The organism is Streptomyces sp. NPDC051173 (assembly GCF_040689515.1).
Taxonomy (GTDB): Bacteria; Actinomycetota; Actinomycetes; order Streptomycetales; family Streptomycetaceae; genus Streptomyces.
The window spans coordinates 32,101-50,204 of record NZ_JBFBBD010000052.1 but is presented as its reverse complement, the minus strand read 5'-3'; the positions used below and the strand labels follow the sequence as shown (position 1 = coordinate 50,204).

The window sequence follows — 18,104 nt, the reverse complement described above, 5'->3', positions numbered from 1 at the left end:
GCATGGGGGACCGTGTGGGAGAGTAGGACGCCGCCGAACAAATTTTAGCCTCAGGCCCCGGGTCATAGACCCGGGGCCTGAGGCATTTTTGCGTTTAAGGTGACGTCATGCGCTATGACCTCGTCATCTTCGACAACGACGGCGTACTCGTCGACAGCGAGCCGATCGCGAACCGGATCCTGGCCGCGTACCTCACCGAGCTGGGGCACACCACCAGCTACGAGGACTCCCTCCGTGACTACATGGGCGCCGCTGTCCACCGCGTCCACGACCTCGTACTGGAGCGGACCGGGCAGCAACTGCCGGCCGAATTCGACGACACGCTGCACTCGCGCACCTTCGAGGCGTTCGACCGGGAGCTCCAGCCGATAAAGGGTGCGGTGGAGGTGCTGGAGCAGTTGGTGGCCGAGGGGGTGTCGTACTGCGTCGCGTCGTCCGGTTCGCACGAGCGTATTCGTGTCGGGCACCGGCGCACTGGGCTGGACGAGTGGTTCGAGGACGAGTGGATCTTCAGCTCGGACGATGTCGGCAAGGGAAAGCCGGCGCCGGACCTCTTTCTCCACGCCGCCCGCTCCATGGGTGTGGAACCGGGGCGTTGCGTGGTGATCGAGGACAGCCCGCGGGGCATCCAGGCCGCGACCGCCGCGGGAATGGATGTCTACGCGCTGACCTCCCTGACGCCGAGGGACCGGCTGACCGGGGCGACCGGACGGTTCGACAGCCTCTCGGAGCTGCCGCAGCTTCTCGCGTGATTCCGCGCCGGCGAATCGTGTGAGTGAGCTACCCAGGGGTAGTGCCGCGCCGTACCCTCATCGGCCATGACGGATGCGCGCTCGCGGCTGAGACACGGTCGGCTCTCCCTGGCGGTCAGCTTCTTCATCCAGGGCGCGGTCTTCGCTCTGCTGGTGACCCGAATACCGGCGATCCAGACCCGGTACGGAATATCCGACGGGCTGCTGCCCGTCTTCCTCGCGGCCGTTCCGGTCCTCGCCGGAATCGGCAGTACCGCCACCGGGCGCCTGGTGGCGGGAGTGCGGCCCGGGGTCGTGCTCCGCTGGGTGCAGCCCGTCGTCGGCCTCGCCCTGCTCGGGGCCGGTTCGGGTCGTGAATTATGGCAAGTGGCCGTCGCCCTCGGTGTGTTCGGGCTGGCGGTCGGTGGGCTGGACGCCTCGATGAACATGCTCGGGGTGAGTCTCCAGCACGCGTACGGGCGCAGCATCATGCTCGGCTTTCATGCCGCGTACAGCCTCGGTGGCATTGTCGGGGCGACGCTCGCCTGGCTGGGTGCGCACGAGGGAATCCCACTCGTCGCGATCTACGCGCCGGTGGTCGCCGTGGCCGTGCCGGCGGCTCTCGTCGCGAGTGGCTGGTACGCCGACCGGAACCCGGGTGATGAGCAGTTCGTCGGTGGGTCCGGAAGTGGTGCCGCCGATCGGGGTATGCGCTTTCTTCTGCCGCTGTGTCTGGTGATGGCGTTCGCCTATATAGGGGACTCCACCGTCTCCAATTGGAGTGCCAAATACCTCCAGGAGGTGCTGCACGGTTCCGATCAGGTCTCCACAGTCCCGTACAACGCCTATATGGCCACGACCCTGCTGGGGCGTGCGGTCGGTGATCTGGGGGTGCGGCGTTTCGGGCCGGTGCGGGTGGTGCGGGCGGGGACGATTCTCGCGGTGTGCGGATTCGGGGTGGTGGCGGTGGCGCCCGGGGCGTGGGCCGGGATCGTGGGGTTCACCGTGCTGGGGCTGGGATTGAGCGTGATCGTTCCGCAGACGTTCGCCGCGGCCGGGAGGAATGCCGAGGAAAGGCTGGGGGCCAGGGCGTCCGACGCTGCCGTCGCCCGGCTGAATATCTTCAACTATGTGGGATTTCTGGTGGGTTCACCCCTCGTGGGCGCACTCGGGGAATTGTGGAGTTATCGGTGGGCCATGGTCGTGCCGATGATTCTGGTGCTTGCTACTTTCCGGTACGCCCCTTCGTTCGGCCTGTCGGGCGCCCGCTACGGTGGCGGGCATGAGCGGCCGAGCACAGCTGATGTGGGACGAGGCGGTAACGGGCTATGACTTCGGCCCCGGGCACCCGATGGATCCGGTGCGGCTCGCACTGACGATGCGGCTGGTGGAGGCCTACGGGCTCGACCGCGAGCTCCGGGTCACCGCGGCCCCCGCGGCGGGGGAGTCGACGCTGCGGCTGGTGCACCGCGAGGACTACATCGCGGCCGTGCGTGCGGCCTCGGCCGATCCGGCGGCGGCCGACGGATCGTACGGGCTGGGCACGGCGGACGACCCGGCGTTCGCGGGGATGCACGAGGTGTCGGCGCTGATCGCCGGGCAGTCGGTGGCCGCGGCCGAGGCGGTGTGGCGCGGGGAGGCGCTGCACGCCGTGAACTTCGCCGGCGGCCTGCACCACGCGATGCCGGGGGCGGCCGCGGGCTTCTGCGTGTACAACGACGCGGCCCTCGCCGTGGCCCGGCTGCTGGAGCTGGGGGCCGAGCGGGTCGTGTACGTGGACGTGGACGTGCACCACGGCGACGGGGTGCAGGCGGCGTTCTGGGAGGACCCGCGGGTGCTGACGATCTCGCTGCACGAGGATCCCCGCACGCTCTTCCCGCGGACGGGCTGGCCCGGGGAGACGGGGGCCGCCGAGGCGGAGGGCGGTGCGGTGAACGTGGCGCTGCCGGCCGGGACGGGGGACGCGGCGTGGCTGCGGGCCTTCCACGCGGTCGTGCCGCAGCTCGTGGCGGCCTTCCGGCCGCAGGTGCTGGTGACGCAGCACGGGGCGGACACCCACTTCGAGGATCCGCTCGCCCACCTCGCGGTCTCGCTGGACGCCCAGCGCAAGGTGGCGGAGGCCTGCCACGACCTGGCGCACACGCACACGGACGGCCGCTGGGTGGCCCTGGGAGGCGGGGGCTACGCGGTGGTGGACGTGGTGCCGCGGACGTGGGCGCACCTGGTGGCCATCGCGGCGGGGCGGCCGGTGGAGCCGGCCTCCGCCGTGCCGGAGGAGTGGCGTGCGGAGGTCTTCCGGCGCACGCGGCAGTCGGGGCCGCGGCGGATGACGGACGGGGTGGTGCCGGCGTGGCAGGACTTCGACTCCGGCTACGACCCCGGGGACCGGGTGGACCAGGCGATCCTGGCCACGCGCCGAGCGGTCTTCCCGGCCCACGGGCTGCTGCCGTAGGGCCTGTCCGGGCGGTGTGGCCGGGTGCGGGCGGGCGTGTCCGCGTACCACCGCGCCGTCCCCCGGACTTCGTCCTGGATGGACCCCCAGTGGCGCCTCCGCCGCAGGCGGCCCGCAGCGTCGGCTGTCCGGCGGATACGGCCCGGCGCCGAGCCCTCGCTTCCCCATTACGCCAAGTGTGGGATCCCGGCCCGAAAGGGCGCGCCGTCCCCCGTGGTGCGGCAGCATCGGGGTGTGTTGAGTGCTCGCACCTTGCGTGCGCATCTGCTGGCCGCCCGGCTGGCCGGGACGGTGGCCACGACGCGGGAGCGCAGTCTGGGCCGGTATCGCATGTTCGTGGCCCGGGACCCGCGGGCACTGATCGGGCTGGAGCCCGAACGGGACTGGCCTCTGGGTGAGTTGTTACAGCTGATGGGTCGAAGGTGTGGAGTTTCGGCCGATCCTGATCACGCGTCAGGTCAGGACGTGATCGACCCCGACCGTACGATCGCGGCACTCGATGCCTTCGCGGGCCGGCTCGCGGCGGCGGCCGCGAGCGGTGCTCCGGTGCTGTTCGGCACCGGTCATCCCCATCGACTCCTGGGCTTCTACGCCGGGTTGGCCGCTGGTCTCTCGGCGGCGGGATGCACTGTCCTCACCCCGGCGCAGGGTCGAAGTGTCGACATAACGACCCGGTTCGGGGTACGTACTTACAACCTTGACTACGTTGAAGGAGTCGCGCTGGTGCGTGAACCCGGCGCACGGAGGGGCGCGAGTGAGCCGGGCGCACATACGCATTCCCCGCTCCCGCTTCGGGTGGCGCTGGCGTCGGCGATGGACGCAGGAGAACCGCTGCCCGCGCTGGTCGTCGGGGACCACGGCTGGGTCTGCGGGGCAGGTCAGCTGGGCATTGAGGCCATCGGCCTGGCGGACTCGGACGACCCCGCGCCGTTTGTCGCAGAGGCGGAGGGGCGGGTGTCCGTCGCCGTTCCGCTTGATGACACTGTGCGGTCTGATTACTACCGACCGCTTACTCGCTATGTACTCAATCGAGCGTGTCTGTCACAGTAGGCGGCCGATGGCTGCTCCTCTTCCCCACTCGCATCACCCGCCCCTAACCTGGGGAGTGAGCGCGCAGCGACGAGGAGTCACCGGAGGGGAAGCCGGTGCGCGTCATGTGCGGAAGGTTCAGGTGTGTCATGGCTGCTGGCGAGAGGCCTCTCAACGAGGTCGTGTTCCTGACCGTGGCGGAAGTCGCCGCGGTGATGCGAGTGTCCAAGATGACCGTGTACCGCTTGGTGCACAGCGGTCATCTGCCGGCGATCCGGGTGGGAAGGTCGTTCCGGGTCCCAGAGCAAGCGGTGCACGAGTACCTCCGGGAGTCCTACGTGGGGGTGGAAACAGCCTGACGGGGACCTCGGATTACGTGGTTCGCCCGGTGCCGGGTAGGCTGGCCCGATGTAGGTCGTGTGGGCTCGGACGCCCCGCACCGAGTGAATCGATGTAAGCGAGGGTAGTCGTGGGCTCTGTTATCAAGAAGCGGCGCAAGCGGATGGCCAAGAAGAAGCACCGCAAGCTTCTCAAGCGCACGCGTGTTCAGCGTCGCAACAAGAAGTAAGCAGCGCCGCTGTGTTCGTCCCGCAGCCCTTCCACCGTTCAGCGGTGGGAGGGCTGCGGTGCGTTGCGGTGAGTAAAGCTTTCGCTACGGCTTGAAATGTAGCTCCGTGCATCGGCCGGTCACCACAGCGCAACGACGACCCGCTACCGTGGCCGCGACAGCACCACTGGCAAGGGGCGGAAGGAAGGCGCTGATCTTGGGCAAGGTCGTGCTCGTCACCGGAGTCGCACGGCAGCTGGGGGGCCGGTTCGTCCGCCGCCTCCTGCGTGAGCCCGATGTGGAGCGGGTCATCGGGGTGGACGCCGTGGCCCCCGAGCGCGGTCTCGGCGGGGCCGATTTCGTACGGGCGGACATCCGCCATCCCGCGATCGCCAAGGTTCTGGCCGAAGAGGGCGTCGACACCGTCGTCCACATGGACGTGAGCGGCACCCCGCTGGGCAAGCGCGGCAGCCGGGCCACGGTCAAGGAGACCAACGTCATCGGCACCATGCAGCTGCTCGGCGCCTGCCAGAAGACGCCTTCCGTGAAGCGGCTCGTGGTCAAGTCCAGCACGAATGTCTACGGTTCCGCGCCACGCGACCCCGCGATCTTCACCGAGACCACCCCGCCCAAGTCCCTGCCCAGCGGTGGCTTCGCCAAGGACGTGGTCGAGGTCGAGGGATACGTCCGGGCCTTCGCCCGCCGCCGCCCCGACGTGGCCGTGTGCGTCCTGCGCTTCGCGAACATCCTCGGGCCCCAGGCCGATTCGCCGCTCGCCGAATACTTCTCCCTGCCCGTCCTGCCGACCGTGCTCGGCTTCGACCCCCGGCTCCAGTTCGTCCACGAGAAGGACGTGCTCGAGGTGCTGCGGATCGCCGCGGGAGAGCCCCGCAGGGGCACCTTCAACAGCGGCACCTTCAACATCGCGGGCGACGGCGTGCTGCTGCTGTCCCAGGCCGCCAGGCGCCTCGGGCGCCCCACCCTCCCCTTCCTCCTGCCGACCGTCACATGGGTCGGCTCCGCGCTCCGCTCGGTCGGCGTGACGGACTTCTCCCCGGAGCAGATCCGGCTGCTCACCCACGGGCGCGTCGTCGGGACCACGGAGATGCGCGAGAGACTGGGCTTCGAACCCCGGTACACGACCGCCGGTGCCTTCGCGGACTACGCGAGCAGCCGTGGCCCCGGACTGCTGCCGCCCGACACCCTCGCCCGTACCGTCGACCGGATCGCCGCGGCCCTGCCTGCCGGCCACGGCCAGAACTGAGGAGCGCACCCACCATGGCGGACGCGAAGGTCATCCCGTTCGGCGAGGAACCGCGGGCCAGGCGGAAGGGTCAGCGAGTGGGCCGGCCCCGTACGAACCGGACGCCGTCGTCACTCGCGCCCGTCACGCAGCAGCGTGACGAGGACCCCGCCGTGGCCGCGGAGCCGGAGCGGGCCCGGGAGCAGGGCGGTGACGGCTGGGACCGCAAGCTCGCCCACGGGCTGAGCTTCCTGCGGCGGCGGATCACCGGTGAGTACGAGGTGGACGACTTCGGCTACGACCAGGAGCTGGCCGACCAGGTGGTGATGTCCGCGCTCCGCCCGTTCTACGAGAAGTATTTCCGGGTGGAGGTGAAGGGGCTCGAGAACATCCCCGACAAGGGCGCGGCGCTGGTCGTCGCCAACCACTCGGGCACGCTGCCGGTCGACGGGCTGATGCTCCAGGTCGCGATGCACGACCACCACCCGGCCGGGCGGCACATCCGGATGCTCGCCGCCGATCTGGTCTTCGCGCTGCCGGTCGTCAACGAGATCTCCCGGAAGCTCGGGCACACGCTCGCCTGCGTGGAGGACGCGGAGAAGCTGCTGGAGCGGGGCGAGGTGGTCGGGGTGATGCCGGAGGGGTTCAAGGGGATCGGGAAGCCCTTCTCCGAGCGCTACAAGCTCCAGCGCTTCGGCCGGGGCGGCTTCGTCTCCACGGCACTGCGTGCCGGGGCGCCGATCGTGCCGTGCTCGATCGTGGGCGCCGAGGAGATCTTCCCGATGGTCGGCAACGCGAAGACGGTGGCGCGGCTGCTGGGCATCCCGTACTTCCCGCTGACGCCGACCTGGCCCTGGCTGGGCCCGCTGGGCCTGGTGCCGCTGCCGACGAAGTGGACCATCCAGTTCGGCGAGCCGATCCCGACGGACGGCTATGCGCCGGAGGCCGCGGACGACCCGATGCTGATGTTCAACCTGACGGATCAGGTGCGAGAAACGATTCAGCACACGCTCTACAAGCAGCTCGTGCAGCGGCGTTCGGTGTTTTTCTGAACAGTTCCCCGGAAGACGTTCCAGTCTCCGGAAGACGTTCCAGAGAGGACGGACGCTCCGGAGATGACGGCGGCCGGTGTTCCCCCGAACTCTCCGACGTACGAGCTCGGTCCGAGGTGAGGAACACCGGCCGCCAGGGCTGCTGTCGCCCTATTTCTCCTGTTCGCTGCGGATGCCGAGGCCCGGGAGGATGTCCGGGAGGAGCGGCGGGATGGTGATGTCCGGCTGCTTGGTGGCCTTGCCGTCCTTGCCGGTGTGCGCAGGACCGGACGCGCCGGGGCTCTGCGGGGGCTGGAGGAGGCCCGTGCCCCCGAGGAGGCCCTCGTGCTCCTGGTGCGTGCCCGGGTCCGCCGAGCGCGTCTGACCGCCACCGCTGTGCTTGCCGTCGGTGGTCGACGAGGACGACGGGGGCGACGCGGGGCGGCTGCCCGTCCCGCTGTCGGAGCCGTGCCGGGGGGTGCCCGCCCTGGGTGCCGCGTGCTTGCCCGTGGGGGTGGGCAGCAGGGAGCGCAGCGGGCCGACGTCACTGTCTATGGCCGCGAAGACCGAGCTGACCTGATTGCCCACGTCGGCCAGTTGGGAAGGCAGCTTTTCCCGGAGCTGGCTCCAGCCCTCGCGGTGCAGCGAGGCGAAGGAGTCGAGCCGCTCCATCGGGCCGAGGGAGCCGTCGCGCTTGTAGGCCGCGTGCAGCAGCCGGTGGCCCTCGGAGACGTCGTGGCGCATGCCGAAGAGGGTCTTGCGGATCTCGCTCAGGGCCTCGGAGTCGAGCGGCCCGGAACGGCCGCGCTCCATCAGGCGGCGCGCCTCGTGGAGCCGGGTCGACGCCTGGTCCAGGAAGAGGCCGCCGCGGGCGGAATCGCCGTCGGCCATACCGAGCTTGATGTCTTCCATGCCGCGCTTCAGGCCGTACAGCGAGTCGCCCGGGAGGGCGTTGGAACTCGCCGCCGCGACACCGCCGAAGGCACCCGCGGCCACGCCCACCGTGAGCCCGCCCGCGGCGAGCCCCTTGGTCCAGCGGGAGCGTGGCTTCAGCCGGCTCAGCGCCCGGTGCGCCCCTCGCCCTCGGGTCCTGCTGCCGCGCGGCTCGGGAACGGCGGCAGCGGATCCTCCGGCGAACTGGCTCTCCATGGCGGCGATCAGCTGTGCCCGCTGCACGGTTTTGATCTCGGGGTCGAGCTCGGGTGCGGGCAGGCCGCCGAGCTCGCTCGCCAGGGCCAGCAGCCTCCCCCGCTCGGCGTCCTCCGCCGGTGGGTCGGGCTGTGTGGCCGCCGCGCCCTGGAGTTCCTGGTCCTCCAGGGCTTGGGCGAAGGCGTTCGCCCGCCGGTGCGCCGAAACGTTCGCGATCACAGGCGGCACCTCCTCTCGTCATGACGGTCGACTCCCCTCAAGACCGGGAGGGTTGCACGCCTTGAACGCATCCACTCGATCGAGTGAGGGGATACGGGCATGACGTGACCGCAGGGAGTCTGCATCCCGCACAACGACTGGCGCGGCGGCCGGGTTACGCGCCCTTGAGGATGTGACCGCTGGTGAGTGAACAGGCGCACACAGTTAGCGCGCGTCGTCCGGGAGGAGCCGGGCCAGGGTGCGGACGGCGCGGTACTGGAGCGTCTTGATGGCGCCCTCGTTCTTGCCCATGACGCGGGCGGTCTCGGCGACCGAGAGGCCCTGGAGGAAGCGGAGCGTGACGCACTCCTGCTGCTGGGGGTTGAGCTTGCGGACCGCCTCCAGAAGGGCGGCGTTGGAGAGGGATTCGAGGACGGAGTCCTCCGGGCTGCGCTCGACCTCGTTGGCGTCGAGCATCTCGCCGGTGGTCACCTCGAGCCGGAACCGCGACGACTTGAAGTGGTCGGCCACCAGATTGCGGGCGATGGTCACCAGCCAGGCGCCGAAGTCGCGGCCCTGCCAGGTGAAGGTGCCGATCCGGCGCAGCGCGCGCAGGAAGGTCTCGCTGGTGAGGTCCTCGGCCGTGGCCCGGCCGCCTACCCGGTAGTAGATATAGCGGTAGACCGTATCGGCGTACTGGTCGTAGAGCCGGCCGAAGGCCTCGGCCTCGCCGGCCTGGGCGCGCTCGACCAGGTCGAGCATCCGGGCGCTGTCGCTGTCGGCGCTGGGGCGGCGGGTGGTGGTGGACGTACCGGCGCCGGCGCCGCGGCGGGCGCGTCTGCCCACCGCCGCCGCGCTGCCCTCGGCGAGGGCGTAGCAGGGGCCGGCGGGGACGGGTGTGGCGAAGGCGGGGACGGCGTACGCGGTGGGGACGAAGCCGCGCAGGCGGTCGAGGACCGTTGCGCGCAGCGTAGCCAGGCCCGAGGCGTCAACCCCGACGTGTGGGTACACGGGACTCCCAGAGGCAGAGCTTCCATCACGTGCAGTACGGAACCGTTCACTCGTCGTAGGGACAAGGGGGTACCGGTTTGCGTCTGAGGAGAATAACGCTTCGTACAGGCAGCGCTACACCGAGTTGCTCAAATCACCGTTTCCGTTCGATCTCTTACCGCTTCGAGATCGATCAAATATCGAACCGTGAAAGGAAGTTGACCAGATTTGGCGAGGGTGTGGCCGAATGGGCTGCGTGTTGTGGCAATCCGGTCACGGAAGGACTGGCGGGGGCCGTGTGAGGGTATGACGACAGGATTGCCTGAGGGTGACGAACGGTTACGCGCTGTTGCGGGCGCACCCGAACGGGCCGTACGCCGGTGGCGGGATACGCGCGCCGACTGTTGACGCGGCGGCGCCGGCGCTCCCGGCGGCCGGTGATCGCGGCCGGGCCCCATGGGCCGACTCCGGTGCCGGAGGCGGCGGTCGGCATCGGACTAGGGTCGGCCTGGGGCCAGTCCGGGATCAGCGCCGGCGGCGGTGCAGGGCGATCGCGGCGGCCGCGCCGCCCGCCAGGGCGCCCACCCCGGCGGCGGCCGGGATGCCGACCTTGGCCGCCTTGCGGCCCGTACGGTAGTCGCGCAGGCGCCAGCCGCGCTCGCGGGCCAGCTTGCGCAGGCGGCTGTCCGGGTTGACGGCGTAGGGGTGGCCGACGATCGACAGCATCGGGATGTCGTTCACGGAGTCGCTGTACGCCGCGCAGCGGGCCAGGTCGAGTCCCTCGGCCGCGGCCAGCGCGCGTACGGCCTCGGCCTTCGCGGGGCCGTGCAGCGGCTCGCCGACCAGCTTGCCGGTGTAGACGCCGCCGATCGACTCGGCGACCGTGCCGAGCGCGCCGGTCAGGCCCAGCCTGCGGGCGATGATCGTGGCGGCCTCGATGGGCGCGGCCGTGACCAGCCAGACCTTCTGGCCCGCGTCCAGGTGGGCCTGGGCGAGCGCGCGGGTGCCCGGCCAGATGCGCTCCGCCATGTACTCGTCGTAGATCTCCTCGCCGATGGACATCAGCTCGGAGACGCGGTGGCCCTTGACGATGGACAGGGCGCTGTTGCGGGCGTCCTCGACGTGCTCGGGGTTCTCCGCGCCGACGACACGGAAGTAGATCTGCTGCCAGACGAAGCGGGCCAGCTCGCGCTTGTGAAAGAAATGGCGTTTGTAGAGGCCGCGTCCGAAGTGGAAGAGGGACGCGCCCTGCATCACGGTGTTGTCGAGGTCGAAGAAGGCGGCTGCCCGGACGTCGCCGACGACCGGGAAATCCGGCTCGGCGGATTCCTCGTCCTGGGCGCTCTCCGCGCTCTCGGCGTTCTCCTGAGCGGTCTTGCGGGCTGCCTCCGCCGCGGCCTCGCCTGCCAGCACGCTGCGTGCGGTGGCGGAGCGCTTGCGGGGAGTGATCCATCCCAGTGCGGCCATGCCCGGAGCATAGCCAGTTTGTTCGGGGTAACGCCTCCTCGCCTCCGGCAGTGCGGTTGCCGGGCGCGGGTGCGCGGGCGGTGGCGCTGCCGGAGCCCTGGGCACGGCCGTGCCACGTGGCCTCGGACTTCCTGGGGCCCCGTCCGCGAGCGCCCCCAACAGGCCGGATTCCGCCCGGGTTCGCCTACGCGCGCGGGGTCCGGCGCGCCCGGCTCGTCAGCCGCCCAGCGCCTTGCGCAGCCGCGCCGGGTCCACGCGCCAGAAGTCGTGCTGGGCGCCGTCCACCAGGACGACCGGAATCTGCTCCCAGTACTTGCGGTACAGCTCCTCGTCCTCGTTGATGTCCTTCTTCTCCCAGCGCGCGCCCACCTCGGCGCAGACCTCGGTGATGACCGCCTCGGCGGCGTCGCACAGGTGACAGCCGGGTTTGCCGATCAGCGTCACGGTGCTGTCGGCGGGGTTCTTGCGGGTGTTGCGGCGCAGCAGCGGGCTCATGGAGGCCATTGTGCCCGGCGGGACCTGGCACAAGAGGAATCCCGCCGGACGGATTTAGGTGCCTGAGTCGACTACCATCATGTGTCGATTTGTTGGTGTCCGGGGGTGTGGCGATGAGGAGTGAGGACGCGTGCCGCCGTCGGCCTGCCCCCGGTGCCGCCGCGGTCGCCATGGAGCGGCCGATGGTTCCCGGATCGGGGCGAAACACCGCGTGACGCCGGTCACTTTGCCCGGACAAAGCGGACACCATCTTTGTGCACGCGTTCACAAAGGCATAGCCTGCGGGGGACGGGGCGGTCCTGGGACGAGGCGCCGCCCGCAGCCCCGCTCTACCCGCAGGAGCACCGTGGCAACTGGCCGAACTCACCGACCGGCGACCCGAAGCCGAGGGATCCCCGAGGCCACCGTCGCCCGGCTACCGCTGTATCTGCGTGCACTGACCGCGCTCTCCGAGCGCTCGGTGCCCACGGTCTCCTCCGAGGAACTCGCGACCGCGGCGGGCGTCAACTCCGCCAAGCTGCGCAAGGACTTCAGCTACCTCGGCTCGTACGGCACCCGCGGTGTCGGCTACGACGTCGAGTACCTCGTCTACCAGATCTCCCGTGAGCTCGGCCTGACCCAGGACTGGCCGGTCGTCATCGTCGGCATCGGAAACCTCGGTGCCGCGCTCGCCAACTACGGCGGCTTCGCCTCGCGCGGCTTCCGCGTCGCCGCGCTGATCGACGCCGACCCGGCCATGGCCGGCAAGCCGGTGGCCGGGCTGCCCGTGCGCCACACCGACGAGCTCGAATCGATCATCAGCGACAACGGCGTGTCCATCGGCGTCATCGCGACCCCCGCCGGCGCCGCGCAGCAGGTGTGCGACCGGCTCGTCGCCGCCGGGGTCACCTCGATCCTCAACTTCGCGCCCACGGTCCTCTCCGTGCCGGAGGGCGTCGACGTCCGCAAGGTCGACCTGTCGATCGAGCTCCAGATCCTGGCCTTCCACGAGCAGCGCAAGGCGGGCGAGGAGAACGCGCCGGCCGCCGTGGCCGCCCGCGCGGGCGCGGCCGTGCGCCCGGCGCCGGAGAGCCGGAAGGGCCCGGACGGGGATGTCCCCGCCGTGATGCCGGCATGAGCCTTCTGGTCGTCGGTCTGAGCCACCGCAGCGCGCCCGTCAGCGTGCTGGAGCGTGCCGCCCTCGCGCGCGAGGAGCGGGTGAAGCTCCTGCACGACACCCTCGCGGCGGAGCCCGCCACCGAGGCGGCCGTGCTCGCCACGTGCAACCGCATCGAGCTGTACGCCGACGTGGACAAGTTCCACGCCGGTGTCGCCGAGCTGTCCACGCTGCTCGCCCGCCACACGGGCGTCGGTCTGGACGAGCTCACCCCCTATCTCTATGTGCACTACGAGGACCGGGCCGTCCACCACCTCTTCTCGGTGGCGTGCGGGCTGGACTCGATGGTCGTCGGCGAGGGCCAGATCCTCGGCCAGATCAAGGACGCGCTCGCGCTCGGCCAGGAGCTGCACACGGCCGGGCGGCTGCTGAACGACCTCTTCCAGCAGGCCCTGCGGGTCGGCAAGCGCGCCCACAGCGAGACGGGCATCGACAAGGCCGGGCAGTCCCTGGTCACCTTCGGCCTGGAGCGGCTCGCCGCCGGCGCGGACGTGACCGCGTGGGCGGCGGGCAAGCGCGCCCTGGTCATCGGCGCCGGCTCGATGTCCTCCCTCGCGGCGGCGACGCTCGCCCGCGCGGGCGTCGCGCACGTGGCGGTCGCCAACCGCACGGTGGAGCGGGCCGAGCGCCTGGCGCAGATCCTCACCGAGCCCGGCGCCGCCGGCTGCACGGCCTCGGCCGTGGAGATGGCCGCGGTGCCCGGTGAACTGGCGCTCGCGGACGTCGTGGTGAGCTGCACCGGCGCCATGGGCGTGGTCCTGACCGCCGACGTCGTCCAGGCCGCGCTCGCGAGCCGCGAGGACGCGCTCTGCGCGGTCGACCCCGCCTGCGCGGACGCGGCCGGCACGGTGCTCGCCCTCCTCGACCTGGCCATGCCGCGGGACATCGACGCCGCGGTCCACCGCCTCGCGGGCGCCCGGCTGGTCGACATCGAGTCGCTGGCCGAGGCGTCCGCCGACGCCCCCATGGCCGCCGACGTCGACCGGGTGCGCACCATCGTCTCCGACGAGGTCGCCGCCTTCGGCGCCGCGCAGCGGGCCGCGCACATCACGCCCACCGTGGTCGCCCTGCGCACCATGGCGGCGGACGTCGTGGCGAGCGAGATCGCCCGCCTCGACGGGCGGCTGCCCGACCTCGACGACAAGCAGCGCGCGGAGATCACCCAGACCGTCCGCCGCGTCGTCGACAAGCTGCTCCACGCGCCCACCGTGCGCGTCAAGGAGCTGGCCTCCACCCCCGGCGGCGCCGGGTACGCCGACGCGCTGCGGGAACTCTTCGACCTCGATCCGCAGGCGGTCGCCGCCGTGAGCCGGGCCGATTCACGGGCCGGTACGCACAACACTGCACGGGAGCCGGCATGAACGACACCTCTTCGACGGTGGACGAGGTGACCGCGCGGCAGCGACCGCTGCGCCTGGGCACCCGTCGCAGCAAGCTCGCCATGGCCCAGTCCGGGCAGGTGGCGGAGACCGTGCGGCAGCTGACCGGCCGCCCGGTCGAGCTGGTCGAGATCACGACGTACGGCGATGTCTCGCGGGAGTCGCTCGCGCAGATCGGCGGGACGGGCGTCTTCGTCTCCGCGCTGCGCGACGCGCTGGTCGCGGGGGAGATCGACCTCGCCGTGCACTCCCTCAAGGACCTGCCGACGACCCAGCCCGACGACCTGGTGCTGGCGGCGATCCCGGTCCGCGAGGACCCGCGCGACGTGCTGATCGCGCGGGACGGGCTGACCTTCGGGACCCTGCCCGCCGGAGCCCGTATCGGCACCGGCTCGCCGCGCCGCATGGCCCAGCTCAACGCCTTGGCCCGGGCGCAGGGCCGGGAGATCGAGACGGTGCCCATCCGCGGCAACATCGACACCCGGATCGCCTTCGTCACCGACGGCGAGCTGGATGCCGTGGTGCTGGCCGCGGCCGGGCTCGCCCGTATCGGCCGGACCGCGGAGATCACCGAGTACCTGGAGCCCGACGCGGTTCTGCCCGCCCCCGGCCAGGGGGCCCTGGCGATCGAGTGCGCAATGACCAACGCACCCCTCGCCGCGACGCTCGCCGAGCTCGACGACCCGTACACCCGGGTCGCCGTGACCGCCGAACGTTCCCTGCTCGCCGCCCTGGAGGCCGGCTGCTCCGCACCTGTGGGTGCGCTGGCCGACCTTTCCCCAAGCTCTCGACTTCGTTCGAGCAGGGGAGGCCCCAACGCCGACGAGCAGGTTGTCACCGAAATGCGCCTGCGCGGCGTCGTCGGCTCGACCGACGGCAAGACGCTGGTGCAGCTGTCCACCACCGGTCCCGTGCCGACGTCCAGCGAGGAAGCCGTGGCCCTGGGCCGCGAGCTCGCCGCAGCGATGCTCGACAAGGGTGCGGCCGGTCTTATGGGGGAGCGAGCACTTTGAACCCCACCGCCCCGAACCACCCCGTGCACGGGCACGTCACCTTTCTCGGTGCCGGCCCCGGAGACCCGGGACTGCTGACGCTGCGCGCCGTGGAGGCACTTGCGGCCGCGGACGTCCTGATTGCCGATCCGCAGGTGCTCGATGTGGTGCGCACGCATGCGCGCGCCCATGTGGACATGCCTGCCCAGACGGTTACTGACGAGTCATCAAAAACCGTCGGAACGCCTGAAGTACCCGTCCTCAGGGACACCGCCAATCTTGTCATGTCGGCCGCGCGCGGCGGCAAGCGGGTCGTCCGTGCGGTCCTCGGCGACCCCGGCCTCGACGGCAACGCCGGCGACGAGATGCTGGCCTGCGCCACCGAGGGCATCACCTTCGAGGTGGTGCCGGGCGTCGCCACGGCCGTGGGCGTGCCCGCCTACGCCGGGGTGCCGCTGCGCGACGGCAAGGGCGCCGACGTGCGCTTCGTGGACGCCCGTACGGCCTCGGCCACCTGCTGGTCCGAGGTCGGCGCGAGCGAGGTCACCGCGGTCGTCTCCACGACGCTCGACTCGGTCGCGGCCGCCGCCGGTGAGCTGGTCTCCGCCGGGCGCAAGCCCGACACCCCGCTCACCGTCACCGTCGCGGGCACCACCACGCGCCAGCGCACCTGGACCGCCACCCTCGGCTCGATCGCCCAGGTGCTCAAGGCCGCGAAGGTGCTGCCGTCCCCGGACGGCGGCCAGCCGGTGATAGCCGTGGTCGGCGAGCGCGGCGCGGCCGCGCGGCGCGACCAGCTCTCGTGGTTCGAGTCCAAGCCCCTCTTCGGCTGGAACGTGCTCGTGCCGCGCACCAAGGAGCAGTCCGCGTCGCTCTCCGACCAGCTCCGGTCGTACGGCGCCGTGCCCAGCGAGGTCCCGACCATCGCGGTCGAACCCCCGCGCACCCCGCAGCAGATGGAGCGCGCGGTCAAGGGTCTGGTCACCGGCCGCTACGAGTGGATCGCCTTCACTTCCGTGAACGCCGTCAAGGCGGTCCGCGAGAAGTTCGAGGAGTACGGCCTCGACGCGCGCGCCTTCGCCGGCATCAAGGTCGCGGCCGTCGGCGAGCAGACCGCGCGGTCCCTCGTCGAGTTCGGCGTGAAGCCCGACCTCGTGCCGAGCGGCGAGCAGTCGGCCGCCGGCCTGCTGGAGGACTGGCCGCCCTACGACCCGGTCTTCGACCCGATCGACCGCGTCTTCCTGCCGCGCGCCGACATCGCCACCGAGACCCTGGTGGCGGGCCTGATCGAGCTGGGCTGGGAGGTCGACGACGTCACGGCCTACCGGACCGTGCGCGCCTCGCCGCCGCCGGCCGAGACCCGCGAGGCGATCAAGGGCGGCGGCTTCGACGCCGTGCTCTTCACCTCCTCGTCCACCGTGCGGAACCTCGTCGGCATCGCCGGCAAGCCGCACAACGTCACCGTCATCGCCTGCATCGGCCCGGCCACCGCGAAGACCGCGGAGGAACACGGCCTGCGGGTGGACGTGCTGTCGCCCGAGCCCTCGGTGCACAAGCTCGCCGAGGCGCTCGCGGACTTCGGCGCGGCGCGGCGCGATGCCGCCCTGGAGGCCGGGGACCCGGTCACGCGCCCGAGCGAGCGACGGCCCGGATCGCGTAGAAGGGCACGCAGTTGAGCACGTACGGCACCTTTCCCGGCGCCCGCCCCCGGCGGCTGCGGACCAGCCCGGCCATGCGCCGGATGGTCGCGGAGCACCGGCTGCACCCGGCCGACCTGATCCTGCCCGCCTTCGTGCGGGAGGGCGCCGCCGAGCCGGTGCCGATCTCGGCCATGCCGGGCGTCGTCCAGCACACCCGGGACACCCTGCGGAAGGCGGCCGTCGAGGCGCTGGAGGCGGGCGTCTCCGGGATCATGCTCTTCGGCGTGCCCGAGGACGCGAAGAAGGACGCGGCGGGCACCGCCGGGACCGACCCCGAGGGCATCCTCCAGGTCGCCATCAGGGACGTGAAGGCCGAGGTCGGCGACGACCTCGTCATCATGTCCGACCTGTGCCTGGACGAGTACACCGACCACGGCCACTGCGGGGTCCTCGACTCCGAGGGCCGGGTGGACAACGACGCGACGCTGGAGCGCTACGCCGAGATGGCGCAGGTCCAGGCCGACGCGGGCGTCCATGTGGTGGGCCCGAGCGGCATGATGGACGGCCAGGTCGGCGTCGTCCGCGACGCCCTGGACCAGACCGGCCACGAGGACGTCTCGATCCTCGCCTACACCGCGAAGTACGCCTCCGCGTTCTACGGCCCCTTCCGCGAGGCCGTCGGCTCCTCGCTCCAGGGCGACCGCAAGACGTACCAGCAGGACCCGGCCAACGCCCGGGAGTCCCTGCGCGAGCTGGAGCTCGACCTCGCCGAGGGCGCGGACATGGTCATGGTCAAGCCGGCCCTGCCCTACCTCGACATCCTCGCCAAGGTCGCGGAGTCGGTGGACGTGCCGGTGGCCGCGTACCAGATCTCCGGCGAGTACGCGATGGTCGAGGCGGCCGCCGCCAACGGCTGGATCGACCGCGACCGGGCCATCCTGGAGACGCTCACCGGCATCAAGCGCGCGGGCGCGAACATGATCCTCACCTACTGGGCGACGGAGGTCGCACGGCAGCTCTGAGCGAGCACGGCTGTACGCACCGATGGCGGCTTCCCCGGCGGGGAGGCCGCCATCGGCGTTCCCGCCCGGTGGCGACCATTCACCTCAGAGCTCTACGTTGTGCCCATATCGCTCACCCCGGAGGCGTAGATGAGCAACGACCCCGAACTCGCCGACGACTGGGAGTACACCCTCCAGGTCCCCTCCGACCCGATGGCGCCCTGCATCGCGCGGCGCACGCTGCGCACGATCTTCCAGGAGCACGGCTTCGCCGAACTGGCGGACACCGCCGAGCTGTTGACGTCGGAGCTGGTCACCAACTCCTACCGGCACACCGACGGGCCCGCGTCCGTGCGGGTGCGGCGGGAGGGCGAGCGGGTGCGGGTGACCGTCTGGGACACCAACCCCAAACTTCCCGGGCTGAGCAGGGTCGCGCTCCCGGACGACGAGGCCGAACAGGGGCGCGGGCTGGGCCTGGTGATGAAGTGCGCCGACAGCTGGGGCGGGTTCGCGCTGCGGAACCAGCCGCAGGGGCTCGTCGGCAAGCTGATCTGGTTCGAACTGGGGGCGGGACGCGTGGCCCCGCCCCCGGTGGGCCCGTGAA

General features: G+C 71.3%; 18 protein-coding genes. 14 read left to right on the top strand and 4 right to left on the bottom strand.

The features are described 5' to 3' along the window. Nucleotides 1-107 precede the first annotated feature (107 nt). The 8 genes from AB0435_RS24170 to AB0435_RS24135 all read left to right on the top strand — a co-directional run bounded on the left by AB0435_RS24170 (nt 108) and on the right by AB0435_RS24135 (nt 7,054). Nucleotides 108-752, top strand: coding sequence for an HAD family hydrolase (locus tag AB0435_RS24170; protein WP_366427940.1), 645 nt, complete (start codon nt 108-110; stop codon nt 750-752). A gap of 66 nt (nt 753-818) precedes the next feature. Continuing rightward, nucleotides 819-2,063 (top strand): MFS transporter, encoded by a 1,245-nt coding sequence (locus AB0435_RS24165; RefSeq protein ID WP_366427939.1) that lies wholly within the window; start codon nt 819-821, stop codon nt 2,061-2,063. Next, on the top strand, nt 2,014-3,183 hold the full coding sequence (locus AB0435_RS24160) for an acetoin utilization protein AcuC (protein WP_366427938.1): 1,170 nt from the start codon (nt 2,014-2,016) through the stop codon (nt 3,181-3,183). Before AB0435_RS24165 ends, AB0435_RS24160 begins: the two co-directional genes overlap by 50 nt. 234 nt (nt 3,184-3,417) lie before the next feature. Then, nucleotides 3,418-4,233 (top strand): phosphatase, encoded by an 816-nt coding sequence (locus AB0435_RS24155; RefSeq protein ID WP_366006207.1) that lies wholly within the window; start codon nt 3,418-3,420, stop codon nt 4,231-4,233. Nucleotides 4,234-4,361: 128 nt separating this feature from the next. Next, entirely contained in the window at nt 4,362-4,571 is a 210-nt protein-coding gene (locus AB0435_RS24150; protein ID WP_067299677.1) for a helix-turn-helix domain-containing protein, read from the top strand. 110 nt (nt 4,572-4,681) lie between these two features. Continuing rightward, entirely contained in the window at nt 4,682-4,780 is a 99-nt protein-coding gene (locus tag AB0435_RS24145; RefSeq protein WP_003948845.1) for an AURKAIP1/COX24 domain-containing protein, read from the top strand. Nucleotides 4,781-4,976: 196 nt separating this feature from the next. Beyond that, on the top strand, nt 4,977-6,023 hold the full coding sequence (locus AB0435_RS24140) for an NAD-dependent epimerase/dehydratase family protein (RefSeq protein ID WP_366006206.1): 1,047 nt from the start codon (nt 4,977-4,979) through the stop codon (nt 6,021-6,023). Nucleotides 6,024-6,037: 14 nt separating this feature from the next. Beyond that, nucleotides 6,038-7,054, top strand: a complete 1,017-nt coding sequence (locus AB0435_RS24135) for a lysophospholipid acyltransferase family protein (RefSeq protein ID WP_366427937.1) — start codon at nt 6,038-6,040, stop codon at nt 7,052-7,054. A gap of 150 nt (nt 7,055-7,204) precedes the next feature. Here the strand turns inward: AB0435_RS24135 and AB0435_RS24130 are convergent, their stop codons facing one another. The 4 genes from AB0435_RS24130 to AB0435_RS24115 all read right to left on the bottom strand — a co-directional run bounded on the left by AB0435_RS24130 (nt 7,205) and on the right by AB0435_RS24115 (nt 11,332). After that, complete coding sequence (locus tag AB0435_RS24130; protein ID WP_366006204.1) at nt 7,205-8,401, bottom strand: DUF5667 domain-containing protein; 1,197 nt, start codon at nt 8,399-8,401, stop codon at nt 7,205-7,207. A gap of 204 nt (nt 8,402-8,605) precedes the next feature. After that, on the bottom strand, nt 8,606-9,391 hold the full coding sequence (locus AB0435_RS24125) for an ECF subfamily RNA polymerase sigma factor, BldN family (protein WP_116212650.1): 786 nt from the start codon (nt 9,389-9,391) through the stop codon (nt 8,606-8,608). Nucleotides 9,392-9,895: 504 nt separating this feature from the next. Then, entirely contained in the window at nt 9,896-10,837 is a 942-nt protein-coding gene (locus AB0435_RS24120; RefSeq protein WP_366006203.1) for an HAD-IB family hydrolase, read from the bottom strand. Nucleotides 10,838-11,053: 216 nt separating this feature from the next. Next, nucleotides 11,054-11,332: a glutaredoxin family protein gene (locus tag AB0435_RS24115; RefSeq protein WP_366427936.1), complete on the bottom strand. Its 279-nt coding sequence runs from the start codon at nt 11,330-11,332 to the stop codon at nt 11,054-11,056. A 346-nt stretch (nt 11,333-11,678) separates the two neighbouring features. On the opposite strand from AB0435_RS24115, the gene AB0435_RS24110 reads away from it, so the two are divergent. The 6 genes from AB0435_RS24110 to AB0435_RS24085 all read left to right on the top strand — a co-directional run bounded on the left by AB0435_RS24110 (nt 11,679) and on the right by AB0435_RS24085 (nt 18,103). Beyond that, nucleotides 11,679-12,449: a redox-sensing transcriptional repressor Rex gene (locus tag AB0435_RS24110; protein ID WP_366006201.1), complete on the top strand. Its 771-nt coding sequence runs from the start codon at nt 11,679-11,681 to the stop codon at nt 12,447-12,449. Further along, nucleotides 12,446-13,849 carry a glutamyl-tRNA reductase gene (locus AB0435_RS24105; RefSeq protein WP_366006200.1) on the top strand — a complete coding sequence of 468 codons (1,404 nt, stop codon included), beginning with the start codon at nt 12,446-12,448 and terminating at the stop codon, nt 13,847-13,849. Before AB0435_RS24110 ends, AB0435_RS24105 begins: the two co-directional genes overlap by 4 nt. Further along, nucleotides 13,846-14,880: a hydroxymethylbilane synthase gene (hemC, locus tag AB0435_RS24100; protein WP_366006199.1), complete on the top strand. Its 1,035-nt coding sequence runs from the start codon at nt 13,846-13,848 to the stop codon at nt 14,878-14,880. Before AB0435_RS24105 ends, hemC begins: the two co-directional genes overlap by 4 nt. Continuing rightward, complete coding sequence (locus tag AB0435_RS24095; protein ID WP_366006198.1) at nt 14,877-16,535, top strand: bifunctional uroporphyrinogen-III C-methyltransferase/uroporphyrinogen-III synthase; 1,659 nt, start codon at nt 14,877-14,879, stop codon at nt 16,533-16,535. The genes hemC and AB0435_RS24095 overlap by 4 nt, the downstream gene beginning before the upstream one ends. Next, nucleotides 16,532-17,521, top strand: coding sequence for a porphobilinogen synthase (gene hemB / locus AB0435_RS24090; RefSeq protein WP_366006197.1), 990 nt, complete (start codon nt 16,532-16,534; stop codon nt 17,519-17,521). The genes AB0435_RS24095 and hemB overlap by 4 nt, the downstream gene beginning before the upstream one ends. 129 nt (nt 17,522-17,650) lie before the next feature. Then, on the top strand, nt 17,651-18,103 hold the full coding sequence (locus AB0435_RS24085) for an ATP-binding protein (RefSeq protein WP_366427935.1): 453 nt from the start codon (nt 17,651-17,653) through the stop codon (nt 18,101-18,103). Nucleotide 18,104 lies beyond the last annotated feature (1 nt).